The following is a 25339-nucleotide window of genomic DNA, read 5'->3' on the forward strand; positions in this document are numbered from 1 at the left end:
GCTAGGCCAGCTCCCGCACCCGCGGGGGCCGTGCCGGCCGCGGCTTCGGGATCAGGCAGTCGGGCAGGGGCCGGCCGCTGCCGCCCCGTGGCCGGGGCGCCGGGCGAGGCGCCGCCGGCTCGCTGTGCCCGCCGCCGCCGCGCCGCAGCCCGCGCAGCTCCCGGATGGCGAGGACGATCGGCACGCCGAAGGTCAGGCTGCCGCTGAGCAGGATGAAGGTCTCCGACGTCATCCGCCGCACTCCCCTTGTCGTCACCAGGTCAGGATAGCGGCCGCGCGCAGCCCCCATGCAAGCGGCGCGTGGCGGCCGCATCGACAAGCCGGTCGGTAGGGACCTATCCTTTCCCTCCGACGGAGGAGCAGGATGCCGGATCAGACGAACCCCCCGCCCTACGTCCCGGCGCCGCTGGCGCCCGAGGCGCCGCCGCCCGGCGAGGTGCGGACCATCCAGCCCGGCCTGCTGCGAGCCCGCATGCCGCTGCCCTTCGCCCCGGGCCATGTGAATATCTGGTTCCTCGAGCACCAGGGCGGCTGGCTCGCCATCGACACCGCCATCGCCAGCCGTACCACCCGCGCGCATTGGGACGAGGTGCTGGCCCAGCCGGCGCTCGGCGGCAGGCCGCTGACGGCACTGCTCGTCACCCATTTCCACCCGGACCATATCGGCCTCGCCGGCTGGCTCTGCGAGCGCTTCGGCATCCTGCCGATGATGACCCGCATCGAATGGCTGATGGCCCGCGCCCTCTGGTACGACAGCGGCCCGGACATGATGGCGCAGCAGATCGAGCATTATGCCCAGGCCGGCTGCCCGCCCGAATTCCTCACCTTCGTCGAGGGCCGCGGGGCACTCTACCAGCGCGCGGTGGGCGAGCTGCCGCGCAGCTTCCATGCGCTGAAGGATGGGCGTGCCGTGACCATCGGCGGCGGCGAGTGGCGGGTGACGACCGGGGCCGGCCATGCGCCCGACATGGCGACGCTCTACAGCGCGGAGCGCGGGGTGCTGATCTCGGCGGACCAGATCCTGCCGCGCATCTCGCCCTATATCGGCCTGCATCCGGGCGAGCCGGAGGCCGACCCGCTCGGCGACTTCCTCGCCAGCAACGACCGCTTCCGCAGCCTGCCGGAGGATACGCTGGTGCTGCCGAGCCATGGCGAGCCCTTCCGCACGCTGCACCGCCGCCTCGACATGCTGGCCGCCCATCATGCGGAGCGGCTGGACACGCTGGCCGAGGGATGCCGCGAGCCGCTGACCGCCTATGAGGCGGCGCAGATCCTCTTCCCCCGCGCGGCGCAGGAGATGGGGCAGATCGGCTTCACCGTGGGCGAGACGCTGGCCCATCTCCGCCGGCTGGAACGCCAGGGCCGGCTGCGCGTCGAGCCTGGAGAGGTATGCCGCTTCAGGATCGTCTGATGCCCTTCGACATCGATATCGCCGTGGTCGGCGCCGGCGCCGCCGGTCTTGGCGCGGCGACGCGGCTGGCGGCGCTCGGCCGCAGCTGCCTGGTGCTGGAGGCCGGCATGCGCGTCGGCGGCCGGGCCTATACCGAGAGCGCCAGCCTCGGCGCGCCTTTCGACCATGGCGCCTCCTGGCTGCATGTCGCCGAGCACAACCCGCTGACGCCGGTCGCCCGCCGCCTCGGCTTCACCCTGCGCGAGGGCGAGCGGCGGCGGCGCGAGATCCTCCTCATCGGCGACCGCCACGCGACGCCCGCCGAGAAGGCGGCGCATGACGCGGCCTGCGATGCCTGGGAGGAGGCTGCCGAGGCCCGCGCGGCGCAGGGCGGCCCCGATGTCTCCATCGCCGAGGCGGTGCCGCATGGCGGGTACTGGGACGCCACGGCCTCCCACTGGCTCGGCACCACCATCTGCGGCGTGGAGCCCTGGAAGAACAGCCTGCGCGACTACATCGATACCGGCCTCGATGGCGAGACGCCGCAGATCGCCGAGGGGTACGGCACGCTGGTCGCGCGGCTGGCGGAGGGGCTGCCGGTCCGCCTCGGCGCGCCGGTGCATCGCATCCGGGCCGATGGCGCGATCACGTTGGAGGGGCCGGGCGGCACGCTGCGCGCCCGCGGCTGCATCGTCACCGTCTCGACCGGCGTGCTGGCGGCGGGCGGCCTCCGCTTCGAGCCCGGCCTGCCGGCGGAGGTGGAGGCGGCCATCGCCGGCCTGCCGCTCGCCCTGCTGTCGAAGATCGCCCTTCGGGGCGGAGAAGGGCTCGGCCTCGGGCCCTTCGCCCGGCTGGGGCGGCGGCTCGAGGGAGCGGGGGACCACCCGATGTCCTGGCTGGTCGCGCCCTTCGGCCGGGACCATGCGGTCGGCTTCCTCGGCGGCGAGGCGGCCTGGGCGCTGGCCCGCGAGGGGCCGGCGGCGGCGGAGGCCTTCGCCCGCGCCGACCTCGCCCGGTATTTCGGCGCCGCCGCGGTGGCGCGGGCCTTCCCGCACCCGGCCGTCGCCACGGATTGGGGCGAGAACCCGCTGTTCCAGGGCGCCTATACCTATGCCCTGGTCGGCGCGGCCGGGGCGCGGGCGGTGCTGGCCGGGGCGCGCCTCGCCGATGGCCGCATCCGCTTCGCCGGGGAGGCCTGCCATACCCGCTATGCCGGCACGGTGGGCGGCGCCTGGGCGAGCGGCATGGCGGCAGCCGAGGCTTTATCCGCTACGCTTCCCGGATGAGCCGTACCGCATTCGCCAAACAGGCCGCCGCCTGCGAGGACCGCGTCATCGCCCTGACCCGGGCCCTGGTCGCCATCCCATCCCCCAACCCGCCCGGCGACACCCGCGCCGTGGCCGAGGCCGCCGCCGGGCTGATCCGCGAGGCGGTGCCCTCGGCCGAGGTCACGCTGCATCCGACCTCGGATCTGGTGACCAACCTCGTCGCCCGGGTGCGGGGCCATGCGCCGGGCCGCCGCCTCGTCTTCAACGGCCATCTCGACACCTATCCGGTGAACGAGGCGCTGCCCTGGACGGTGCCGCCGCTCGGCGGCGAGATGCGCGAGGGGCGGCTCTACGGGCGCGGCACGGCCGATATGAAGGGCGGCATCGCGGCGTCCATCGCGGCGCTGGCCCTGCTGGGCGCGCATCCAGGTCTCTGGCGCGGCGAGGCGGTGCTGACGCTGGCCGGCGACGAGGAATCCATGGGGCCGCTGGGTACGAAATGGCTGATGGACAGCCTGCCGCATGCCACGGGCGATGCCGTCATCATCGGCGATGCCGGCAGCCCGCGCGTGCTGCGCTTCGGCGAGAAGGGCTTCCTCTGGATCGAGATCGAGGCGGAGGGGCGCGCCAGTCATGGGGCGCATGTGCATCTCGGCGTGAATGCGCTCGACCGGCTCTGCGCGGCGCTGGATGCGGTGCGCGGGCTGCGCGCGCTGCGGCCGGAGGCGCCGCCCGCCGTGACCGCCGCCATCGCCGCGGCCCGGCCCGTCTCGGAGCCGCTCTCCGGCGCGGGCGAGGCGGAGGTGCTGGGCAGCGTCACTGTCAATATCGGCCGCATCGAGGGCGGGACCTCGACCAACCTCGTCCCCGCCAGCGCCCGGGCCGGCGCCGATATCCGCCTGCCGGTCGGCGTCGGCTGCGCCACGGTCGAGGCGGCGCTCGCCGCGGCGCTGGACGGGCGCGAGGGTATCGCCTGGCGGGTGCTGCGGCGCTTCGAGCCGAACCATACGGACCCCGGCCATGAGCTGGTGCGGCGGGCCGCCGCGGCGGCCGCGGAGGTGCTGGGCGCGCCCTGCGCCGTCAACATGCGCGTCGGCGGATCGGATGCGCGCTGGTTCCGCATGGCGGGGCTGCCGACCATCGTCTATGGCCCGACGCCGCACAACATGGGCGGCGCCGACGAATACGTGCTGGTGGAGGAGCTGGTGCAGGTGGCCCGCGTCCATGCGCTGACCGCGCTCGACTTCCTCGCCGCGTGAGCCCGGCCGCGTGAGCCCGGGCCGCCTGAGCCTCGCGCTGCCCCGCATCGCCGCGATGGGCGACACCGCGCGGGCCATCCTCTGGATGCTCGCCTCGGGCGTGCTCTTCATCCTGCTCAACGGCACGCTGCGGCTGCTGGCGCAGCAGCTCGACCCCTTCCTCACCGGCTTCCTGCGCTACAGCTTCGGCGTGCTGGTGATGCTGCCCTTCATCTGGCGCGCGGGCTGGGCGGCCTATCGGCCGGCCGCCATGGCCGGGCAGCTCTGGCGTGGGGCGGTGCATACCTCCGGCCTGCTGCTCTGGTTCATCGCGGTGCCGCATGTGCCGCTGGCCGACATGACGGCGCTCGGCTTCACCACGCCGCTCTTCATCATGCTGGGCGCCGTGTTCTTCCTGAAGGAGGCGATGGTGCCGGCGCGCTGGCTGGCGGCGCTGATCGGCTTCTGCGGCGTGCTGGTGGTGGTCTCGCCCAACCTCTCCGGCGGGGCCGGGCCCTACAGCCTCATCATGCTGGCCTCGTCGCCGCTCTTCGCCGCCTCCTTCCTGATCACCAAGGCGCTGACGCGGAGGGATGCGCCGCATGTCATCGTCGTCTGGCAATCCCTCACCGTGGCGCTGTTCAGCCTGCCCTTCGCCCTGCCGAACTGGGAATGGCCGAGCCCGGGGCAGTGGGCGGCCTTCGCCTTCTGCGGCGCCATCGGCACGGCCGGGCATATCTGCCTGACACGCGCCTTCAAGCTGGCCGACATGTCGGTGACCCAGCCGATCAAATTCCTCGAGCTGGTCTGGGCCTCGCTCTTCGGCCTCGCCATCTGGGGCGACGTGCCGGGGACCGCGACCTGGATCGGCGGCCTCATCATCTTCGCCAGCACCAGCTGGATCGCGCGGCGGGAGGCCCGCCGCGCGAAACCTGTTTAAGCCGCTGCCTTCGCCTCGCGGCGGCGGGCGGTCAGGATGAACTCGGTATAGCCATTGGGCTGGGTCGCGCCCTGGAAGATCAGGTCGCAGGCCGCCTTGAAGGCCACGCCGTTGAAGTCCGGCGCCATCGGCGTGTAGAGCGGGTCGCCGGCATTCTGGCCATCCACCACCTTCGCCATGCGCTTCAGCGTCTCCATCACCTGCGCCTCGGTGGCGATGCCGTGCTTCAGCCAATTGGCGATGTGCTGGGCGCTGATCCGCAGCGTGGCGCGGTCCTCCATCAGCCCGACATTGTTGATGTCCGGCACCTTGGAGCAGCCGACGCCCTGGTCGATCCAGCGGACGACATAGCCGAGGATGCCCTGGGCGTTGTTGTCGAGCTCCGCCTGCACCGCATCGGCGGGCCAGTTGGTGTCGGTGGCGAGCGGGATGGTCAGGATGTCCTCGAGCTTCGCCCGGCGGCCGCCCTGCGCCAGCTCCTCCTGCCGGGCCGCGACATCGACCTCATGGTAGTGCAGCGCGTGCAGCGTCGCGGCGGTGGGGGAGGGGACCCAGGCGGTGTTGGCGCCGGCCTTCGGATGGCCGACCTTCTGCTTCAGCATCTCGGCCATCGCGTCGGGCGCGGCCCACATGCCCTTGCCGATCTGCGCGCGGCCGCGCAGCCCGCAGGCAAGGCCGACATCGACGTTCCAGTCCTCATAGGCCTTGATCCAGGGCGTGCCGCGCATGTCGTTCTTGCGCAGCATGGCGCCGGCAGCCATGGAGGTGTGGATCTCGTCGCCGGTGCGGTCGAGGAAGCCGGTGTTGATGAAGGCGACGCGGTCCTTCGCAGCGCGGATGCACTCCATGAGGTTCACCGTGGTGCGGCGCTCCTCGTCCATGATGCCCATCTTCAGCGTCGCCCGCGGCAGGCCGAAGGCGTCCTCGACCCGCCCGAACAGCTCGTTCGCCCAGGCCACTTCCTCCGGCCCGTGCATCTTCGGCTTCACGATGTAGACGCTGCCGGCGCGGCTGTTGCGGCCGCGGCCCTGGCCGCGCAGGTCATGCAGCGCGACGGCCACGGTGCACATGGCATCGAGGATCGTCTCCGGCGTCTCGGCGCCATCGAGCGTGACCACATCGGTCATCATGTGGTGGCCGACATTGCGCACCAGCATCACCGAGCGGCCATGCAGCGTGACGGCGCCGCCCGAGGGCTTGAGGAAGGTGCGGTCGGCATTCAGCTTGCGGACGAGGGTCTTGCCGCCCTTCTCGAAGCTCGCCTCGAGCGAGCCGTTCATCAGGCCGAGCCAGTTGCGGTAAACCAGCACCTTGTCCTCGGCATCCACCGTGGCGACGCTGTCCTCGCAGTCGACGATGGTGGTGACGGCGGATTCCAGCACGAGGTCGGCGACGCCGGCCGGGTCGTCCTTGCCGATCGGGTGGTCGTGGTCGATCACCAGCTCGGCATGCAGGCCATGATGGACAAAGAGGATGGCGGAGGGCGCGGCCGGCTCGCCCAGATAGCCGATGCACTGTCCGGGCTGGGCGAGGCCGATGGCCCGGCCATCCTTCAGCGTGACCGCGAGCGCTCCGGCGGTGATGGCGTAGCCCTTGGCCTCGGCGTGGGAGACGCCGCCGGCGAGCGGGGCAATGCGGTCGAGGGTCTGGCGGGCGAAGGCGATGACCCGCTCGCCCCGCTTCGGGTTGTAGCCGCGGCCGCGCTCGGCCCCGCCCTCCTCCGGGATGGCGTCGGTGCCGTAGAGCGCGTCATAGAGGCTGCCCCAGCGGGCATTGGCCGCATTCAGCGCGTAGCGGGCGTTGGAGACGGGCACGACGAGCTGCGGCCCGGCGACATGGCCGAATTCCGCATCGACATTGGTGGTGCCGACCTGGAAGGCCGGGCCCTGGGGCACGAGGTAGCCGATCTCCTGGAGGAAAGCGGTATAGGCGGCGAGGTCCACGGGCCGCGCCGGATGGTCGCGGTGCCAGGCATCGATCTTCGCCTGGATCTCATCCCGCTTGGCCAGCAAGGCCGCGTTGCGCGGGGCGAGGTCGCGCAGGATGGCGGCATAGGAGGTCCAGAACCGCTCCGGCGTCACCCCGGTGCCCGGCAGGGCCTCCTGCTCCATGAAGTCGTGCAGCGCGCGTACGACGCTGAGACCCGCAACCTCGACCCGATCCGCCATGCTGGCCTCCCTGATTCAACGGGTTAACTAGGCGAAACCGGGCGGGCCGCAAAGGGGCGCTGCCGCGCCCCCCACCTCACGCGTCGAGGACCGTGCGCTGGTTCTTGGCGACGAGGGTGCGGAAATGCGGCATCAGCGCCTCCTCCGACAGGCCCCAGGCCTCGCTGAAGCGGCGGACCAGGTCCTGCTCGCCCTGCTCCGCCTCGCCATCGCTCATGGCGCTGTCGATCATGTTGAGCAGGATGCAGAGGCGCTGGTCGGGCCGCAGCCGCGGCGTGGCATCGGCCAGGAACTGCTCCGGCCGCACGGTGCGGGCATAGCGCAGCGCGGCCTCGAGCTGCTGCCGGGTGGCGCCGCGGCCGAGCACGGAGAGGAGGTGGCCGACCTCCTCCTCATCCATCTCGCCATCGGATGCCATGCAGTAGATCAGCGAGACGGCGAGGCAATTCCGCGGGTTGAGGTCGAAGGCCGCGGATTGCGACTTGAACATGCCGAACATCGGTTCGCTCCCGGACGGTTGAGGCGCCCGGGGCATAGCCTAGTATGGAGAGGCTGTCATCTTGCGGAAAGATTACAGCCCGGCGCGGTCGAGCCGGAGGATGGCGCGCGCCATGGCCTGGGCGCGGGGCACGAGGCTCGCCACCTCCAGATACTCCTCCGGGCTGTGCGCCTTGCCGCCCACCGGCCCGACGGCGCAGATGGTCGGCGCCCCGACGGCCGCGGTGAAGCCGCTATCGGCGCAGCCGCCGCTGAACTCGCCGGTGACGGAGAGCCCGCTCTCGCCCGCCGCCGAGCGGTACATGTCGAACAGCTTCGCCGCCGCCGCGCTCTGGGTGAGGGGCAGGAATTCGCCGCGGATGGCGAGCCGGGCGCGGGTGCCGGGCACATAGGACCGCTCGATGATGGCGTGGATCCTCGCCATCACCTCGTCGCGGTCGGCCGGCTCCCGGTAGCGCAGGTCGATCTGGCCCTGGGCCCAGGGGGCGACGGTGTTCACGCTCTGCCCGCCGGAGACCAGGCCGACATTCACGGTGATGCCGCGCCCGAGATCGGTCAGCGCGTGCAGCGCCGTGACCTTCGCCGCCAGCTCGCCGATGGCGCTGATGCCGGCCTCGAAATTGCCGCCGGAATGGGCCGCCTTGCCCTCGATGTCGAAGACGGAGAAGACGCCGCCCTTGCGGCCGGTGACGACGCCGCCACCGGGCCGGCCGGGCTCGGAGTTGAAGACGACCCGTGCCTCGCGCGCCGTCGCCTCGATCACCGCGCGGCCCTCCGGGCTGCCGATCTCCTCGTCGCCCGTGAAGAGGCCGAGCAGCGGCCCGGGCGCCCCGCCGAATTGCTGGAAGGCGGCGAGGACGAACATGTTCATCACGAGGCCGGCCTTCATGTCGGCGACGCCGGGGCCGGTGGCGATGCCGTTCTCGATGCGGAAGGGGCGGCGGGCCGGCTCGCCCTTGGGGAAGACCGTGTCGCGGTGGCCCATCAGCACGATCTGCTGCTTCTCGTTGCCCGAGGACAGCGCCTCGCCGCCCGCGACCCGGGCCTTGAGGCAGTCGCCATATTGCGCCTGGGGGATGACCTCGACGGGTATGCCGCGCTCGGCCATGAAATCCTGCACGATGCGGCCGACCGCATCGACGCCCGGCTTGTCGTAGCTGCCGCCATCGGTGTTCACCATGGCCTCCAGCACCCGCAGCATCGCCCCCTCCTGCGTGGCGAGCCAGGTGGTGATGGCGGATTCGGGGCTGTTGGCGGTCATGATGGCCTCATCGGATGGGTGCCGGCGATTGCATCACCGGGGCGCGGGCGGGGCAAGCGCCGGGCTGCTATTCCACCCGCCCGATGCGCCGCACGGCGCGGATCAGCCGGGCGCTGTCGAGGCGGAGGAACTCCTCGAAGGCGGCGCCGTCGCGGTAGTCGAGCGTGTTGCCGCCGGCGGCGAGCGCCCGGCCCGTCTCCGGCTCGGCCGCGACGGCGGCCATGGCGGCGCGCAGCGCCTCCCGCAGCGGGGGCGGGGTGCCGGCCGGGGCGAAGACGCCGGCCCAGATATAGTACTCCGCCTCGGGGAAGCCGCGCTCGATCAGCGTCGGCACCTCCGGCCAGTCCGGCAGGCGGCGGGCGCCCCAGCCGGCGAGTGCCCGCAGCCGCCCCTCGCGCAGATGCGGCGCGACCGGGCCCGGCCCGCTGGCCAGCGCCTGGACCTGGCCGCCGAGCAGCGCCGTCAGCGCCGGCCCGCCGCCCTGGAAGGGGACATGCAGCATGTCGAGCCCGGCGGCCGTGGTCAGCATCGCCATCGGCACATGCAGCGCCGAGTAATTGCCCGAGGAGGAGTAGCTGATCTGCCCCGGGCGGGCCTTTGCATCGGCGATGAACTCCTCCAGCGTCCGCCAGGGCGAGGCGGCCGGCACCACCAGCAGGGTCGGGTCGGCGGTGAAGAGGGCGATGGGGGCGAGCTGGTCCAGCTCATAGGCCGGGGGCCGGCCGAGCAGGCGCGCCGCCTCGGGCAGGATGGCGAGGGAGGAGAGCGCCATCAGCAGCGTTGTGCCGTCCGGCGCGGCGCGGGCGACGAAGGCATTGCCGATCTCGCCCGCCGCGCCGGGGCGGTTCGCCACCGGCACCGGCTGGCGCCAGCGCCGCTCCAGCGCCGCCGCGACCGGCCGGGCGACCACATCCGCCTGCCCGCCGGGCGGGAAGGCGACGACCATGGTGACGGCGCGGCCGGGGAAGTCCTGTGCCCGGGCGGGCGCGGCCACGGCCGGGGGCAACGCCAGCCCGGCCGCCAGCACCGCCCGGCGCCTCATCCGACCGGGTTCTCCAGCACGCCGATCCCCGTGACCTCGATGCGGACCACGTCGCCCGCCTTCAGGAAGCGCGGCGGCTGGAAGCCGATGCCGACGCCGGCCGGGGTGCCGGTTGCGATGATGTCGCCCGGCTCCAGCGTGATGCCGGCGCTGATGGTCTCGATCAGGGTCGGGATGTCGAAGATCAGGTCGGCGACGGGCGCGTCCTGGCGCTTCTCGCCGTTCACATGGGTGGTCAGCCGCAGCGCGCGCGGGTCCGGCACCTCGTCGGCGGTGAGGATTGCGGGGCCCATCGGGCAGAAGCCGTCGATGCCCTTGCCGAGGATCCACTGCCGGTGCTTGTGCTGCAGCGTCCGCGCGGTGACGTCGTTGACGATGGTGTAGCCGAAGACGTGCTGCGCCCAGTCGGCCGCCTTGATGCCGCGCCCGGCCTTGCCGATGACGACCGCCAGCTCGCCCTCGTAGTCGGTCGATCCGGTCGGGTCGAGAAAGGCGGGGATGGTGTCGCCCGGCCCGCTGACCGCAGTAGGCGGCTTGCTGAAGACGACGGGCGCCTCCGGCACCACCTCCTTCGCCGTGGCGTCGAAGCCGGAGCCGGCGAATTCCTTGGCATGCTCGTGGTAGTTCTTGCCGACGCAGAAGATGTTCTTCAGCGGCCGGGGGATCGGCGCCAGCAGGATCGCATCCTCCACCACCGGCGCCGCCTCGGCCGCGGCGCGGGCGCGTTTCAGCATGCCCTGGCCGCCGGCGATCAGCGCCGGCATGTTGTCCCAGGAGACCTGCGCATCCGCGGCCGAGAGGTCGAGCACCGCGCCATCCGCCCGGAGCGCGCCCACCTTGCCGCCCGCCCAGCCGCGCCGCTTATAGGTCACCAACCGCATGCCCTGTCCTCCGATCTGGTCTCCGGTGAAGCAGAATCAGCCCGGCTCGGCCAGGGGAATGGCCGCCGCCTGCTCCAGCGCCCGCGCCCCGCGCAGCACGAGGTCGTCGCGGTAGAGCGCGGCCACGAGCTGCACCGCCCGCGGCATGCCATGCTCGTCGAGGGCGATCGGCAGGCTGATCGCCGGCTGGCGGGTCAGGTTGAAGGCGAAGGTCCAGGGCGCCCAGTCGCGCCACAGCGCCTCGGCCGGGCGGATGGTCGGCTGGTCGGCCGCGAAGGCCGCGCTCGGCGTGGTCGGGCAGAGCATCAGGTCGTAGCGCTGGTGGAAGCGCGCCGCCGCATGCGCCGCCTCGATCCGCAGGGCCTCGGCGCCGAGGAAATCGACCGCGCTCATGCCGCCCTCCCGTTCGGCGACCTCGGCCAGCCCGGCATCCAGCAGGCCGCGCCGCTCCTCCGGGATGGTCGAGACCAGCCGCGCCAGCGCGACGCCCCAGACCCGGCCGAAGATGGCGCGGGTGTCCGGCAGGCCGGGATCGGCCTCCTCCACGATGGCGCCCTGCTCCTCCAGCATCCGGGCCGCGCCGGCCAGCGCCGCCTCCCCATCCGCATCGAGCGGCGCGTCGAAGCCGAGGCGGCGCACCAGGCCGATGCGCAGGCCGGTGACGCCGGACTCGATGCCCTGGCGCCAGTCCCGCGGCTCGTCCGGCAGGCAGAAGGGGTCGCGCAGGTCGTGCCGCGCCATGGCGGAGAGCATCAGAGCCGCATCGCGCACCGTCCGCGTCATCGGCCCGGCGCAGGCGACATTGGCGAAGGCGCCGAGCGGCCATTGCGGCACCCGGCCGAAGCTCGGCTTCAGCCCGACCAGCCCGCAGAAGGCGGCCGGGATGCGGATGGAGCCGCCGGCATCGGTGCCGATATGCAGCGGCCCGAAACAGGCCGCCCCCGCCGCCCCGGCCCCGGAGGAGGAGCCGCCCACGGTCCGCTCCCGGTTCCAGGGATTGCGGGTGATGCCGTGCAGCGGGCAGTCACCAGGCGACTTCCAGCCGAATTCGGTGGTGGTGGTCTTGCCGAGGATGACGGCGCCCGCCTGCTTCAGCCCCATCACCGATGGCGAATCCTCGGTGGCGGGCGTGGCATCGGTGGTCTTGCTGCCGCGCCGCGTGGGGAAGCCGGTGAGGTTCAGCAGGTCCTTCACCGTGGACGGGATGCCGTCGAGCAGGCCGATCGGCCGGCCGGCCGCCCAGCGTGCCTCGCTCTCCCCCGCCGCCTGCAGGGCGCGGGGGTTCAGGGTGGCGAAGGCGTTGACCCAGGGGTTGTAGCGGGCCACCCGCTCCATCACCGCCTTCAGCGCCTCGACCGGCGAGAGGGCCCGCCGGGCATAGAGCGCCAGCAGGGTCTCGGCGGACATCAGGGCGGGGTCGGTCTCGGTCATGCGTCACCTCGGGCGGGTCCGCCAGTCTGGACCCGCCCGGGGCTGGCCGGAAGCCCGCTAAGCGGCCAGCCTCACATGGCTGCGGCACTGCATCAGCGGCTGGATGCGGGTGCCGAAATTCTCCATCCCCACCAGGAAGTCGTCGAAGGTCAGCATGATGCCCTTCACCCCCGGCATCGCCGCCGCCTCGTCCAGCATCCGCGCGATGCTGGCATAGGAGCCGACGAGCGTGCCCATGTTGAAATTGATCGGCGAGGGGGAGCGCTGGATGGCAGCCGCCATGGAGGTCGCCTCGGTGTTCACGTCCTGCGCCGCATGGCCGAGCAGATGGGCCAGCGCCTCGCGGTCGGCGCCCTGGTTGTAGAGGTCCCACTTGGCCATCGCCGCCTCGTCCGTCTCGTCGGCGATGACCATGTAGAGGATGTAGGAGCCGACATCACGCCCCGTCTTCGCCGCCGCCGCCAGCATGCGGCGCGGCACGTCGATGCATTTCTGCGGCTCGTTCACGCCCTCGCCGAGGGCGAAGTTGAAGTCGCAATACTGCGCGGCGAACTCCATGCCGCGGTCGCTCTGCCCGGCGGCCACCAGCTTGATCGGCACCGAGGGCGGCGGGCTCATCTTGCACTCGTCCATCTGGAAGAATTCGCCCTTGAGGTCGCTGGTCCCGGTCTCCCAGAGCTGCTTCATGATCTGGACGTATTCGGTGCTGTAGTCGTAGCGCTTGCCGAAATAGGCATCGCCCGGCCACATCCCCATCTGGCTGTACTCGACCTTGTGCCAGCCGGAGACGATGTTCACCCCGAAGCGCCCGCCCGAGATGCTGTCGATGGTGGTCGCCATGCGGGCGACGATGGCGGGCGGGATGGTCAGCACGGCGGTCGAGGCATAGAGGCGGATCTTCGAGGTCACCGAGGCGAGGCCCGCCATGAGGGTGAAGCTCTCGAGCCCATGGTCCCAGAATTCGGTCTTCCCGCCGAAGCCATGCAGCTTGATCATCGAGAGCGCGAAGTCGAGGCCGTAGCCCTCGGCCATCTGCACCACGCGCTTGTTGAGCTCGAAGCTCGGCATGTATTGCGGCGAGGTGGCCGAGATCAGCCAGCCATTGTTGTTGATCGGGATGAAGACGCCGATATGCATTGTTGCGACCCTGTCCGGTAAGCCGTCCGTCAGTCAGCAATCCTCATGCCAGGATGTGCCGGCCCGCAAGGAGATCCGCCGATGACCACGCAGACCGAGAAGCCCTGGGAATGGTCCGAGCCGCACTGGCGTCATCTCGTCGGCAATGCCCGCGCCGGGCGCAGCCTGGCGCCGCGGTCCTGGCCAGGCGGTGCGCGCTGCTGCGTCACCCTCTCCTTCGATGCCGACCACGAGACGATCCCGCTGCGCGACGCCGACAGCAGCCCGATGCGCATCAGCCAGGGGCAGTACGGCAACCGCCAGGGCGTGCCGCGCATCCGCGCGCTGCTCGCCCGCCACGGCCTCCGCGCCAGCTTCTTCTACCCCGCTGTCGCCGCCCTGCTGCACCCGGGCGAGATCCGCGCCGTGGCCGATGAGGGCCATGAGATCGGCATCCATTCCTGGATCCATGAGGCGAACACCGCCCTGCCGCCGGGCGTGGAGCGCGAGCTGACCTTCCGTGCGGCGGATGTGCTGGAGACCCTCTCCGGCCGCCGGCCCGTCGGCATCCGCACCGCCAGCTGGGATTTCTCGACGGATACGCTGGCCATCATCCGCGAGCTCGGCCTGCTCTACGACAGCAGCCTGATGGCCGATGACGACCCCTATGAGCTGCTCGACCACGGCAATCCGACCGGCATCGTCGAGCTGCCGCCCGAATGGATCCGCGACGACGCGCCCTATTTCAACTTCGTCCGCTTCAGCGCGCTGCGCCCCTACACCGCGCCCTCGGCGGTGGAGGAGATCTTCCGCGCCGAATTCGACGGCGCCCATGCCGAGGGCGGGATGTTCCTGCTGACCATGCACCCGCATGTCATCGGCCATCGCAGCCGCATCGGCCTGCTGGACCGGCTGGTCCAGCATATGCGGGCCAAGGGCGATGTCTGGTTCGCCACCCATGAGGAGGTGGCGCGCCATGTCAGGGACCAGGCGGGCGGCTGATCAGCTCGCCACGATGTTGAACTGGCGGGCGATGCTGGTCCAGACGGCGATGTCCTCCCGTATCAGCGTCACGAAATCCGCGCCGAGCGGCGGCGGGTTGCGCGGCAGCGTCACCAGCTCCTCGCAGCGGGCGCGGAGCACGGGCGTCTCCAGCAGCTGCGGGATCAGCGCCGTCACCCGCTCAGCGATCGGCTGCGGCAGGCCCTTCGGCGCCGAGAGGCCGAGCCACTGGCTCGAGGTCAGCTTGCCGAAGCCCTGCTCGGCGAAGGTCGGGATGTCCGGCAGCTGCGCCAGGCGCCGCGGCGCGGACACGCCGAGGCAGCGCAGCGTGCCGTCCTTCAGCATGGCGACATTGGTGGTGATCGGGTCGATCATGCTCTCGATGTTGCCGGCCATCAGGTCCTGCATCGCCGGGGCGCTGCCGCGATAGGGGACGTGGTCGAGGTTGCGCGCCCCGGCCTCCGCGCCGAGCATGACGCCGAGCAGATGCGGCGCCGAGCCGATGCCGGAGGAGCCGTAGCGCACCGGCACCCGCCGCGCGGCCTCGAGATAGTCGGCCAGCGTCCTGTAGGGCGAGCTGGCCTTCACCAGCAACACGTTCGGCGCCTCCACCAGCATGCCGAGATGGGTGAAGTCACTGACCGGGTTGAAGGGCAGGGTGGGCAGCGTCGCGGTGGAGAAGACATGCACCGAGGCATGGCTGACGAGCAGGGTGTAGCCATCGGCCGGTGCCTTGGCGACGAAATCCGTGCCGATCACCCCGCCGGCGCCCGCCCTGTTCTCCACGACGACGGTCTGGCCGAGCGCCTGGGCAAGGGGCGGCGCGATCAGGCGCGAGATGGTATCGACCAGCCCGCCCGGGGGGAATTGCGCGACCAGGCGGATGGAGCCCCGGTTCGGCCAGCCATTCCCCTGCGCCTGGCCGATGCGGGGGAGGATGGTGGGGGCGGCGAGGCCGGCGGCGGCCAGAAGATGTCGGCGTTGCATGCTCTGCGCTCCTTTGCGGCAGGGGCAGGGCTGCTTGCCTCAAGATGACGCAGCGGTAACCCGCGGCGCGGCCACATGCCCCCGTCCTGGCCGGACGGGAGCAAGCGGCGTGCCGGATCAGGCCGCGACGGCGCCGCTCCAAGGCGTCAGCGCGTCGCTGATGCCGGTGACCTCGCCGGCCGGCCCGCGCTGGATCAGGTTGGGGCAGGCGAAGTTCAGCGGCAGCACGGCATGCTCGACGACGATCGGCGTGCCGGGCAGCGCGGCCAGCACCTCGGGCGAAAGGCGGCGGTCGGCGGTGACGCCCTCCGGGCCGGAGACGTCGATGCGCGGATGGTGGGCCGCCGCCTCCGGGTCCATGCCGAATTCGGCGACGAAGGAGAGCAGCTGCAGCACGGCGGCCAGGATGCGCCGGCCGCCCGAGGCGCCCATGGCGATCTGCGGCTGGTCGCCCGCGGCGAGGATGACGGGCGACATGTTGGTCAGCGGCCGCTTGCCCGGGGCGATGGCATTGGGCGTGCCCGGCTGCGGGTCGAACCACATGACGCCGTTGTTCATCAGCACGCCGGAGCGCGGCAGGACGACGCGGCTGCCCATGGAGGAGAGCAGGGTGGTGGTCATCGCCACCATCATGCCGTCTTTGTCGCAGGCGGTGAGGTGGGTGGTGCAGGTATCGGCGCCCTCCGGCTCGGCATCGCCGAGGCCGGCGAGGCGCTCGGCATAGGCGGCCTGCATGGCGCGGGCGAAGCTGCCATACCAGGCGGCGGAGGGTTCGGCGCCGAGCGGCACATCGGCCATCAGCTCCAGCACCCGGCGCATGGTGGGCGCGGCGGTGAGGCCGTTCGAGAGCATCAGCGTCCTGCCGCGCCACGGCACCGCGACGGCGGGCAGCACCCGCGCCCGGCAGCCGGCAAGGTCGGCGGCCGAGAGCACGCCGCCCATCTCGCGGATATCGGCGGCCATCTGCGCCGCGACCTCGCCCTCGTAGAAGTCGCGCAGCCCGGCCTGCTGCAGCCGCTCCAGCGTCGCCGGCAGGTTGCCGAGGGGGAAGAAGCCCGGCGCGCCCTGGTAGGGCGTCGTCGGCGGCAGGCCGTTTGGCAGGTAGATGCGTGCGCTTTCGGGATAGAGGCGCAGCACGCTGGCCGAGCTTGCCACCTTCAGCGTGGTGTACCAGTCGGCCGGCAGGCCGCGCCGGGCCAGGGCGACGGCCGGTGCCAGCACCTCGCGGATCGGCAGCCGCCCGTGCCGCTCATGCAGCAGCGCATAGCCGGCGACGGAGGAGGGGATGACGAAGGAGAGCGGGCCGTGGATGTTGCGGTCGCCCTCCACCTCCGGCCAGGAGAAGAGGTCCTGCTTCATCCGCCCGGTCAGCGGGAAGGCCGAGGCATCGAGCCCCGCCGGCGCCACCGGGCCGAAATCGATGGTCTCGGCCGGCGCCATGCCGGGCTTCATCACCTGCGCGAAGCCGATGCCGCCGAGGCCGCTGTTCCAGGGCTCCAGCGTGGCGAGGGCGAAGGCGGTGGCGACGGCGGCATCGGCCGCGGTGCCGCCCGCCTCCAGCATCGCCGCGCCGGCCTCGGCCGCCACCTTCACCTGGGAGACGACCATCCCGCCCGCGCCCCGCGCCGCCGGCTTGTGCAGGGACCAGTTCTGGGTGACGTGCTCGGGAAGGCGGTAGGCATCCGTCATGGGGGGTACTCCGGGGATCGGCTTCGTCGCATCGTCCTGCCGACGCGGCGCCCCGGCAACCCCCGATGCTCTACAGGCCGGCCGGCGGCTTGCGGCGTTCCGCGACCACCGCCTCGAAATCGAAGTCGAGGTGCCAGTCCATATGGGCCTCGAGCGCGGCGAGCGCATCCGCCTCGTCCCCGGCGGCGAGGGCGGCGATGATCTGCTGGTGTCCGGCAGCGGGCGCCTCGCTGGGTGCGGTCTGGCGCGCCAGGCCCCAGATCACCGCCAGCTGGCGGGCGAGGCCCTGCCACAGCGCGAGCAGCGGGGCATTGCCGGAGAGGCGGCAGAGCTCGGCATGGAACTCGCCATCGGCGAGCACGATGAGGGCCGGGTCGTCGAGCCGGCAGGCCTGGTCATAGCCGAGGGCCGCGGCTTCGAGCGCGGCGAAGCGCGCGGCGGGGCCTGGCTGGCGCAGCGCCTCGCGTATCGCCAGGGATTCCAGCGCGAGGCGGACGCGCATCAGCGCGGCGACGCCGGCATTCGTCACCTGCATCAGCCGCATGCCCTTGTAGGGCGTGCTGACGACGATGCCCTGGCTCTCCAGCAGGCGGAGCGCCTCCCGCACCGGGACGCGGCTGATGCCGAGGTCGCGGGCGATCTCCGCCTCGACGAGGCGGTCGCCGGGAAGGAACAGGCCGCGGGCGGCGGCGGCGACGATGGACTCCGCCGCCTGCTCGACCATGGTGCGCGGCTGGACGGGCAAGAGGCGCCGGGGTTCTACCAGGGCGATGACCAAGCTGTCCGGCGCGTCTTGCCGCGGCCGGTGGTCCGGAACTGCCACGTGTGATCCCCGTATGATCGCGAAGAACTGAAGTTTAAATTCAACCTGTTGGTTTGGGAAGATCGATCACGGATTGATTGTCGCAAAACGGGTGATTTATTCCGAATTATTACCGAATACGACAGGCTGTCAACATCTCCCCCCTCGCGCGCCGCTGTGCCAGGCTGCCCGAGAGGGGGAAACGCCATGCCGGATGCCGTGGATGGAGCCGAATTCGGGATCGAGGGGGGCTGGGCCGTCACCCGGCGCCACCGAATCCGCTGGTCCGAATGCGATCAGTACGCCCATGCCAACAACACGGCCTATCTCACCCTCTGCGAGGACCTCCGGGTCTCGCACTGGCTCTCGCTCGGTGGCCGATTCGCCATCGGTGAGCCGGGGCCGGTCGTGGGGCAGATGGAGGTGCGCTACCTCCGCCCGCTCGCCTTCGACGACGAGGTGGCGGTGACGATGCGGCCGGGGACGCTCCGCCGCAGCAGCCTGACGCATGACTATGCGATCTGGAAGGGTGGCCTCGTCTTCACCTGCCGCGCGGTGCTGGTGCTGGTCCGCCATGGCAGCGGCGAGAAGGTGCCGATCCCGCCCGCCATGCGCGCCGCGCTGCTGGCGCAGGGCGCGACGGAGGAATAGCCACCCCATCCCTGCCATCCGCAGGCGGCGCCCGGCGGACGGGGCGGGACACTACATCGCCACCACCAGGTCGATCTCGACCAGCGCGCCGACGGCGAGCCCGGTGACGCCGACGCAGGTCCGCCCCGGCAGCCCGCCCGGCGGGAAGCTCGCCTCCCAGATCGCGTTCATCGCCGCATAGTCCCGGGCGAATTCGGTGAGGTAGACGCGGGCGAAGACCGTCCGCTCCCAGGCGGCGCCGCAGCCGGCGAGCACGGTCCTGAGGTTCCCGATCACCTGCCGTGTCTGCGCCTCGATCCCACCCTCGACCATGCGGTGGCCGCCGCCGGGCAGGGTCGGCATCTGCCCGGTGACGAAGAGGAAATCGCCGGCCCGCACCGCATGGCTGAAGGGGGCGACGCGCTCCGGCGCATCCGGCAGAAGGAAGCGGGCGATCTCCAGCACTGGGCTACAGGCCCCGCTCGGCGCGGGTCGCCGCCAGGTCGTCCTCGATGAATCCCTGGATGATCTCCTCGAGCGATTCCTGCTCGGAGAAGCCGAGCAGGCGCCGCGCCCGCTCGGCGGTGAAGCTGGCCGGCCAGCCGCCGACGATCGCCTCGATCGCCGGGTCCGGCGCATGCTTCACCAGGGCCCGCGCCTCCGGGCCGGCGACGCTTTCGAGCGCGCTCAGCATCAGCCCGACGGTCGCGCTCCGCCCCGGCGGGTTGATGCCGCGGTCGGGGCCGAGCGGCGCGGTGTCCATCGTCATCGCATGCAGGAACCAGTCGATGGCGCGGCGCGGCGAGCAGATCCAGACGGCGAATTCCTCCGGCACCGGCAGCTCGGTCGAGAGGCCGAGCAGCGGCTCGCGCAGGATGGCCGAGACGAAGGAGGAGGCCGCCTTGTTCGGCCGGCCCGGCCGGACGATCACCGTCGGCAGGCGGATGCTGACGGCATCGAGCATGCCGCGCCGCGAGGCATCCTGCAGCAGCAGCTCGGCCGCCGCCTTCTCGGCGCCATAGCTGTTGCCGGGCACCTGCCGCGCGTCATCCTCCAGCCGCGCCTCCTGCCCGCCGCCGAAGCTGGCGACGGAGGATGTGAAGACCACCCGCGGCGCGGCGGACAGGCGCCGGCAGGCCTCGATCACCGCCAGCGTGCCGTGCAGGTTCACCTTGAGGCCGAGGTCGTAATCCGCCTCGGCCTGGGCGGAGACGACGGCGGCGAGATGCACCACCACCCGCGTCCCCGCCGGGATGGCGGCGGCGACCTGCGCCGGATCCGCCACGTCGCCGCCGAGGCAGCGGACGGGGAAGGGCGCCTCCATCGCCGGCGGCGCCTGCAGGTCGAAGAGGGTGAGGCCGGTGATCGCCTCGTCGCCGAGCGCCCCGTCCTGCGCCAGCCGTGCCGCCAGCTTGCGGCCGAGGAACCCGCCCCCGCCCAGGATCGTGATCTGCATGGCGCTCTCCCGTTTGTGCCCGCGAAGATGTCGCGCCGCCGACCGGCGGGTGCAAGCGGCCAGTAGCGGGCCGCGTGGGGCCGCGCGATAACGCCGGCCATGAGCATCCCGAACCGCCCCTTCCGCCTCATCCTCAACCGCCATGTCGGCACGCCGGGCGTGGTCGTGCTGCCGGAAGGCGGCTTCCGCCGCGCCCGTGAGGAGATCACCGGCTGGGAGGGCTATGCCCCGACGCCGCTGGTGCCGCTGGAGGAGGTGGCGCGGGCCGCCCGCGTGGCCGCCGTGCATTGGAAGGACGAGGGCGGGCGCTTCGGCCTCGGCAGCTTCAAGGCGCTGGGCGGGGCCTATGCCGTGATGCGGCTGCTGCAGGCGGAGCTCGCCCGGCGGGGCGTGGCCAATGCGGCGACCGGGGCCGAGCTCACCACCGGCACCTATAAGGAGGCCACGGGCGCCATCACCGTCACCTGCGCGACCGATGGCAACCATGGGCGGAGCGTTGCCTGGGGGGCGGGGCGGTTCGGCGCCCGCTGCGTGATCTTCGTGCATGAGGGGGTGAGCCAGGGGCGGCGCGACGCCATCGCCGCCTATGGCGCCGAGATCCGCGTGGTGCCGGGCACCTATGACGATGCCGTCCGCGCCGCCCAGCGCGAGGCCAACGACCGGGGCTGGTTCGTCGTCTCCGACACCTCCTATGCCGGCTATACCGAGGTGCCGCGCGACGTGATGCAGGGCTACCGGCTGATGGCCGAGGAGGCCGCCGAGTCGATCCCCGCGCCGCCCACCCATGTCTTCATCCAGGGCGGCGTCGGCGGGCTGGCGGCGGCCGTCTCGGTGCAGATGCGCGCCCGCTACGGGCTCGACGGCCCGCGCATCATCGTGGTCGAGCCGGAGCGGGCGGCCTGCCTGATGGCCAGCGCCGAGGCGGGGGAGGCCACCTCCATCGAGGGCGATCTCGATACGCTGATGGCCGGCCTCGCCTGCGGCGAGCCGAGCCTGCTCGCCTGGCAGGAGCTGGAGCGGGCCGGCTTCGCCTTCATGTCCATCCCCGATGCCAGCGCCGTCGATGCCATGCGGCTGCTGGCCCGGCGCCAGCCGAAGCTGGTGGCCGGGGAGAGCGCCGTCGCCGGCCTGGCCGGGATGCTGCTGGCGGCGCGGGAGCCCTTCTCGCGGTCCGCGCTCGGCCTGGGTGCCGAGAGCCGCATCCTCCTCTTCGGGACCGAGGGCGCGACCGACCCGGAGCTCTACGCAAAGCTGACCGCCTAGTTGGCTTGCCGCGCCACACGAGCTTCATCTATCTGTCACAGGACTGGCACGGAGCCGCAACCTGGCGCCGCTACCTCGCGGCCCCGGTAACGAGATCGATTGGGAGAAGTCACGCCATGAGGCGCCGTTTCCTGGCCCAGGCCAGCCTGGCCGCCGCGGCCATTGCCGCCACGCGCAGCCGCCCCGCCGCCGCCCAGGCGCCGGTCGAGATCCAGTTCTGGCACGGCCTGCCGCAGCCGCTCGGCGGCCAGCTCGAGCAGATCGTGGCCGGCTTCAACGCCTCCCAGGCGGGGGTGAAGGTGGTGCCCTCCTTCCGCGGCTCCTATCCGGAGACGATGGTGGCGGCGATCGCCGCCTTCCGCGCCAATGCCGCGCCGCATGTGGTGCAGATGTTCGAGGTCGGCACCGGCACGATGATGGCGGCCGGCCGCGCGGTGAAGCCGGTGCACGAGCTGCTGTCGGAGGCGGGCGTCACCATCGACTTCAACGACTACCTGCCGGCGGTGCGCGGCTACTACCAGGCCTCGGACGGGCGGCAGATGAGCATGCCGTTCAACAGCTCCACCGCCGTGATGTGGTACAACAAGGACCACTTCAAGCGGGCCGGGCTGAACCCCGAGGCGCCGCCCAAGACCTGGGAGGAGGTGGCCGAGGCCCTCAAGAAGCTGAAGGCCGCCGGCATCGCCAGCCCGATGACCACCTCCTGGCCCGCCTGGATCCAGGTGGAGCAGGTCTCGGCCATCCACAACGTCCCGCTGGCCAGCCTCGGCAACGGCTTCGACGGGCTCGGCGCCACCATGCAGGTGAACAACCCGCTGATGGTGCGCCACATGAACAACCTGATCGCCTGGCAGCGGGACGGGCTGTTCAAGTATGGCGGGCGGGACAATGCGCCGGACGCGCTCTTCCCCGCCGGCGAGGTCAGCATCGCCATGGCCTCCTCCGGCCTCCGCTCCCGCATCACGCGCGAGGCGCGCTTCGAGTGGGGCACGGCCATGCTGCCCTATTACGGCGACGTCGCCGGGGCGCCGCACAACAGCATCATCGGTGGCGCCAGCTTCTGGGCGCTGAACCGTGGCCCGCAGGGCGGGCGCAACGCCGCGGAATGGAAGGGCGTGGCGGAGTTCTACCGCTATCTCAGCAACCCCGAGATCGACGCCAAGTGGCATATGGAGACCGGCTATGTCCCGGTCCGCCGCGCCAGCTACCAGGTGGCGAAGTCTGCCGGCTTCTACGAGAAGAACCCCGGCTCCGACGTGCCGATCGAGCAGCTGCTGCGGGGCGGGGAGATGACGCCGAACACCCGGGGCATCCGCCTCGGCGGCTATGTCGAGATCCGCAACATCGTCCAGGAGGAGATGGAGAAGTCCTTCCAGGGCCAGCAGAACGGCCAGCAGGCGATGGATGCCGTCGTCCAGCGCGGCAATGCCGTGCTGCGGAATTTCGAGCGGCAGAACCGCGGCTGATCAGGAACGCGCCGTGCGCAAGACCATCTTCAAGGGCACGGCGCTGCCGCTGCTGCTGCTCGCGCCGCAGCTCGTCATCACCGCCATCTTCTTCCTCTGGCCGGCGGGGGCCGCCATCTGGCAGTCCCTGCTGCAGGAGGATCCCTGGGGCACCCGGTCGGAATTCGTCGGCCTCCGCAATTTCGCCGAGGTCCTGGCGGAGCCGGAATGGCGCGGCGCGGCCTGGAACACGCTGCTCTTCTCGACCTCGGTCGCGGTGCTCGCGATGGGCACCGCGCTCTTCCTCGCGGTGCAGGCGGACAAGTCGATCCGCGGGGCCAACCTCTACCGCACCCTGCTGATCTGGCCCTATGCGGTGGCGCCGGCCGTCGCCGCCGTGCTCTGGCTGTTTCTCTTCCACCCCTCGATCGGGCTGGTCGGGCGGGCGCTGAACCAGGCGGGCCTCGCCTGGGACTACAAGCTGAACGGCAACCAGGCGATGCTGCTGGTGATCGTCGCGGCGGCCTGGAAGCAGGTAAGCTACAATTTCATCTTCTTCCTCGCCGGGCTGCAATCCATCCCGCGCGCGGTGCTGGAGGCGGCGGCGATCGACGGGGCGAAGCCGGTGCGGCGCTTCTGGACCATCATCCTGCCGCTGCTCTCGCCGACCGCCTTCTTCCTGCTCGTCGTCAACCTCGTCTACGCCTTCTTCGACACCTTCGGCGTCATCCATGCGCTGACCGGCGGCGGGCCGGGCAAGGCGACGGAGACGCTGATCTACAAGGTCTATGTCGAGGGCGTGCAGAACGTGAACCTGGGCAGCTCCTCCGCCCAGTCGGTGATCCTCATGGTCCTCGTCATCGCGCTGACGGCGGTGCAATTCCGCTTCATCGAGCGCAAGGTGCATTACTGATGCGGCGATACTGGCCGCATCTCTGGCTGCTGATCGGCGTGCTGGTCTTCGCGGCGCCGATCTACATCACCCTGATCGGCTCGACGCATGACGCCTCGACCATCGGCCGTGGCGACGTGCCGCTGCTGCCGGGGACGCATGCGGCCGAGAATTACAGTGCCGCCTGGGTGAGCGGCGGCTCCGGCCGCTTCACGGTGACGCCGGCCTCGCGGATGCTGCTCAACAGCACCATCATGGCGCTCAGCATCGCCGTCGGGAAGATCGTCATCTCCCTGCTCTCGGCCTTCGCGGTGGTGTTCTTCCGCTTCCCCGGGCGGATGATCGCCTTCTGGACCATTTTCATGACGCTGATGCTGCCGGTGGAGGTGCGGATCATCCCGACCTACCAGGTGATCGTCAGCATGGACCTGTTCAACTCCATGGCCGGGCTGACCATCCCGCTGATCGCCTCGGCGACGGCGACGCTGCTGTTCCGCCAGTTCTTCCTCACCATCCCGGACGAGTATGTCGAGGCGGCGAAGATGGACGGCGCCGGCCCGATGCGCTTCTTCCGCGACATCCTGCTGCCGCTCTCGGTGACCAACATCGCGGCGCTCTTCGTCATCCTCTTCATCTATGGCTGGAACCAGTATCTCTGGCCGCTGCTGGTGGTGAACGACCGCAGCCTCGAGACCATCGTCGTCGGCCTGGCCAAGATGATCGGCACCGGCGACGCGCAGAACGAATGGAACGTCATCATGGCCATGGCGGTGCTGGCGCTGCTGCCGCCCGTCGCCGTGGTGGTGTTCATGCAACGCTGGTTCCTGAAGGGCCTGACGGAGACCGAGAAGTAATGGCGAGCCTCGACGTCACCGGCGTCACGAAGTCCTTCGGCGCCACCCATGTGCTGCACGGCATCAACCTCGCGGTCGAGGATGGCGAGATGATCGTCATCGTCGGCGCCTCGGGTTGCGGCAAGTCCACCCTGCTGCGCATCGTGGCCGGGCTCGAGACCGCGACCTCGGGCAGCATCCGCATCGCCGGGCGCGAGGTGGCGGCGCTGGAGCCGGCCGAGCGCGACATCGCCATGGTCTTCCAGAATTACGCGCTCTACCCGCATATGACGGTCGAGCAGAACATGGCCTATGGCCTCAAGATCCGTGGCCTGCCTCGCGCGGAGATCACCCGCCGCGTCGCCGAGGCGGCCGGGCTGCTCGGCATCGAGGCGCTGCTGACGCGCCGGCCGCGCCAGCTCTCGGGCGGGCAGCGCCAGCGCGTCGCCATGGGCCGCGCCATCGTGCGGGAGCCGAAGCTCTTCCTCTTCGATGAGCCGCTCTCCAACCTCGATGCCAAGCTGCGCGTGCAGATGCGCGCCGAGATCCGCCGGCTGCAGCGCCGCCTCGGCGTCACCTCGCTCTTCGTCACCCATGACCAGATCGAGGCGATGACGCTCGGCGACCGGCTGGTGGTGATGCATGCCGGCCATGCCGCGCAGATCGCGACGCCGATGGAGATCTGGGCGCGGCCGGCCGATACCTATGTGGCCGGCTTCATCGGCAGCCCGGCGATGAATTTCCTCGATGGCACCCTCGCCGAGGGCGGCCATGCCGTCGCGCTGAAGGCCGGGCCGGTGCTGCGCTTCGCCGATGGCCCGCGCGCGGGCGGGGAGGGCATGCCGCTCACCATCGGCATCCGGCCGGAGCATGTGGCGGTGGCGGAGGGCGGCCTCGACCTGCCGCTCGACCTCGTCGAGCCGCTCGGCTCCGAGACCGTGCTGCATGGCCGGCTGCCGGGCGGCGAGGCGCTGGTGGTGAAGCTCGGCGGACCCGCGCCGGGCCAGTCCAGCCTGCCGGTCGCCTTCCCCGCCGAGGCGCTGCACGTCTTCGATGGCGGCACCGGCAAGCGGCTTGACCCCTAGCCTGCCGGGGCCAAGATGACCC

General features: G+C 71.5%; 24 protein-coding genes. 11 read left to right on the forward strand and 13 right to left on the reverse strand.

From position 1 onward, the window contains the following. Window position 1: 1 nt before the first annotated feature. Window positions 2–256 carry a hypothetical protein gene (locus BLR02_RS00195; protein WP_218127829.1) on the reverse strand — a complete coding sequence of 85 codons (255 nt, stop codon included), beginning with the start codon at window positions 254–256 and terminating at the stop codon, window positions 2–4. A gap of 108 nt (window positions 257–364) precedes the next feature. On the opposite strand from BLR02_RS00195, the gene BLR02_RS00200 reads away from it, so the two are divergent. The 4 genes from BLR02_RS00200 to BLR02_RS00215 are packed head-to-tail and all read left to right on the forward strand — an operon-like array spanning window position 365 to window position 4836. Beyond that, window positions 365–1411 (forward strand): MBL fold metallo-hydrolase, encoded by a 1047-nt coding sequence (locus BLR02_RS00200; RefSeq protein ID WP_090659342.1) that lies wholly within the window; start codon window positions 365–367, stop codon window positions 1409–1411. After that, the gene (locus BLR02_RS00205) at window positions 1411–2676 is read left to right on the forward strand and encodes a flavin monoamine oxidase family protein (protein ID WP_176849307.1); all 1266 of its coding nucleotides are present in this window, start codon (window positions 1411–1413) and stop codon (window positions 2674–2676) included. The genes BLR02_RS00200 and BLR02_RS00205 overlap by 1 nt, the downstream gene beginning before the upstream one ends. Then, window positions 2673–3917, forward strand: a complete 1245-nt coding sequence (locus BLR02_RS00210; protein WP_090659348.1) for a M20/M25/M40 family metallo-hydrolase — start codon at window positions 2673–2675, stop codon at window positions 3915–3917. Before BLR02_RS00205 ends, BLR02_RS00210 begins: the two co-directional genes overlap by 4 nt. Before the next feature lie 10 nt (window positions 3918–3927). Next, the gene (locus tag BLR02_RS00215; protein ID WP_245704561.1) at window positions 3928–4836 is read left to right on the forward strand and encodes a DMT family transporter; all 909 of its coding nucleotides are present in this window, start codon (window positions 3928–3930) and stop codon (window positions 4834–4836) included. Here the strand turns inward: BLR02_RS00215 and BLR02_RS00220 are convergent. The 7 genes from BLR02_RS00220 to rutA all read right to left on the reverse strand — a co-directional run bounded on the left by BLR02_RS00220 (window position 4833) and on the right by rutA (window position 13254). Next, entirely contained in the window at window positions 4833–7004 is a 2172-nt protein-coding gene (locus tag BLR02_RS00220; protein WP_090659351.1) for a malate synthase G, read from the reverse strand. The genes BLR02_RS00215 and BLR02_RS00220 overlap by 4 nt on opposite strands. 76 nt (window positions 7005–7080) lie before the next feature. Next, window positions 7081–7503: a tellurite resistance TerB family protein gene (locus tag BLR02_RS00225; RefSeq protein WP_090659354.1), complete on the reverse strand. Its 423-nt coding sequence runs from the start codon at window positions 7501–7503 to the stop codon at window positions 7081–7083. Window positions 7504–7575: 72 nt separating this feature from the next. Next, the gene (locus tag BLR02_RS00230; protein ID WP_090659357.1) at window positions 7576–8763 is read right to left on the reverse strand and encodes a M20 family metallopeptidase; all 1188 of its coding nucleotides are present in this window, start codon (window positions 8761–8763) and stop codon (window positions 7576–7578) included. 67 nt (window positions 8764–8830) lie between these two features. Further along, entirely contained in the window at window positions 8831–9805 is a 975-nt protein-coding gene (locus BLR02_RS00235; RefSeq protein WP_090659360.1) for a tripartite tricarboxylate transporter substrate binding protein, read from the reverse strand. Continuing rightward, the gene (locus tag BLR02_RS00240) at window positions 9802–10686 is read right to left on the reverse strand and encodes a fumarylacetoacetate hydrolase family protein (protein WP_090659363.1); all 885 of its coding nucleotides are present in this window, start codon (window positions 10684–10686) and stop codon (window positions 9802–9804) included. Before BLR02_RS00240 ends, BLR02_RS00235 begins: the two co-directional genes overlap by 4 nt. A gap of 36 nt (window positions 10687–10722) precedes the next feature. Further along, entirely contained in the window at window positions 10723–12117 is a 1395-nt protein-coding gene (locus BLR02_RS00245; RefSeq protein WP_090659367.1) for an amidase, read from the reverse strand. Window positions 12118–12174: 57 nt separating this feature from the next. Next, the gene (rutA, locus tag BLR02_RS00250; RefSeq protein ID WP_090659370.1) at window positions 12175–13254 is read right to left on the reverse strand and encodes a pyrimidine utilization protein A; all 1080 of its coding nucleotides are present in this window, start codon (window positions 13252–13254) and stop codon (window positions 12175–12177) included. Window positions 13255–13335: 81 nt separating this feature from the next. Between rutA and BLR02_RS00255 the strand changes: the two genes are divergently transcribed. Next, the gene (locus BLR02_RS00255) at window positions 13336–14235 is read left to right on the forward strand and encodes a polysaccharide deacetylase family protein (protein ID WP_090659373.1); all 900 of its coding nucleotides are present in this window, start codon (window positions 13336–13338) and stop codon (window positions 14233–14235) included. On the opposite strand, the gene BLR02_RS00260 is transcribed toward BLR02_RS00255, so the two are convergent. The 3 genes from BLR02_RS00260 to BLR02_RS00270 all read right to left on the reverse strand — a co-directional run bounded on the left by BLR02_RS00260 (window position 14236) and on the right by BLR02_RS00270 (window position 17734). Next, window positions 14236–15222, reverse strand: a complete 987-nt coding sequence (locus BLR02_RS00260) for a Bug family tripartite tricarboxylate transporter substrate binding protein (protein ID WP_090659379.1) — start codon at window positions 15220–15222, stop codon at window positions 14236–14238. It abuts the gene before it with no gap. 117 nt (window positions 15223–15339) lie between these two features. Continuing rightward, a complete protein-coding gene (locus BLR02_RS00265) occupies window positions 15340–16911 on the reverse strand; it encodes a gamma-glutamyltransferase (RefSeq protein ID WP_090659382.1) in 1572 nt (523 codons plus the stop codon). Window positions 16912–16981: 70 nt separating this feature from the next. Further along, window positions 16982–17734, reverse strand: coding sequence for a GntR family transcriptional regulator (locus BLR02_RS00270; RefSeq protein ID WP_143018000.1), 753 nt, complete (start codon window positions 17732–17734; stop codon window positions 16982–16984). Window positions 17735–17920: 186 nt separating this feature from the next. Here BLR02_RS00270 and BLR02_RS00275 point away from each other — a divergent pair, with 186 nt between their 5' ends. Further along, window positions 17921–18364 carry an acyl-CoA thioesterase gene (locus BLR02_RS00275; RefSeq protein ID WP_090560403.1) on the forward strand — a complete coding sequence of 148 codons (444 nt, stop codon included), beginning with the start codon at window positions 17921–17923 and terminating at the stop codon, window positions 18362–18364. A 51-nt stretch (window positions 18365–18415) separates the two neighbouring features. Here the strand turns inward: BLR02_RS00275 and BLR02_RS00280 are convergent, their stop codons facing one another. Together BLR02_RS00280 and denD are read right to left on the reverse strand one after the other, a co-directional pair. After that, on the reverse strand, window positions 18416–18808 hold the full coding sequence (locus BLR02_RS00280; RefSeq protein ID WP_090560404.1) for a RidA family protein: 393 nt from the start codon (window positions 18806–18808) through the stop codon (window positions 18416–18418). A gap of 4 nt (window positions 18809–18812) precedes the next feature. After that, the gene (gene denD / locus BLR02_RS00285) at window positions 18813–19799 is read right to left on the reverse strand and encodes a D-erythronate dehydrogenase (protein WP_090659388.1); all 987 of its coding nucleotides are present in this window, start codon (window positions 19797–19799) and stop codon (window positions 18813–18815) included. A 99-nt stretch (window positions 19800–19898) separates the two neighbouring features. On the opposite strand from denD, the gene BLR02_RS00290 reads away from it, so the two are divergent. The 5 genes from BLR02_RS00290 to ugpC all read left to right on the forward strand — a co-directional run bounded on the left by BLR02_RS00290 (window position 19899) and on the right by ugpC (window position 25317). After that, on the forward strand, window positions 19899–21062 hold the full coding sequence (locus BLR02_RS00290) for a diaminopropionate ammonia-lyase (protein ID WP_090659391.1): 1164 nt from the start codon (window positions 19899–19901) through the stop codon (window positions 21060–21062). Window positions 21063–21178: 116 nt separating this feature from the next. Further along, window positions 21179–22528: a sn-glycerol-3-phosphate ABC transporter substrate-binding protein UgpB gene (gene ugpB, locus BLR02_RS00295; RefSeq protein ID WP_090659394.1), complete on the forward strand. Its 1350-nt coding sequence runs from the start codon at window positions 21179–21181 to the stop codon at window positions 22526–22528. A gap of 13 nt (window positions 22529–22541) precedes the next feature. Further along, entirely contained in the window at window positions 22542–23420 is an 879-nt protein-coding gene (ugpA, locus tag BLR02_RS00300) for a sn-glycerol-3-phosphate ABC transporter permease UgpA (protein WP_245704562.1), read from the forward strand. Continuing rightward, entirely contained in the window at window positions 23420–24253 is an 834-nt protein-coding gene (gene ugpE, locus BLR02_RS00305; protein WP_090659397.1) for a sn-glycerol-3-phosphate ABC transporter permease UgpE, read from the forward strand. Before ugpA ends, ugpE begins: the two co-directional genes overlap by 1 nt. Continuing rightward, the gene (gene ugpC, locus BLR02_RS00310; RefSeq protein WP_090659400.1) at window positions 24253–25317 is read left to right on the forward strand and encodes a sn-glycerol-3-phosphate ABC transporter ATP-binding protein UgpC; all 1065 of its coding nucleotides are present in this window, start codon (window positions 24253–24255) and stop codon (window positions 25315–25317) included. The genes ugpE and ugpC overlap by 1 nt, the downstream gene beginning before the upstream one ends. Window positions 25318–25339 lie beyond the last annotated feature (22 nt).

It is taken from the genome of Belnapia rosea, from assembly GCF_900101615.1.
Taxonomy (GTDB): domain Bacteria; phylum Pseudomonadota; class Alphaproteobacteria; order Acetobacterales; family Acetobacteraceae; genus Belnapia; species Belnapia rosea.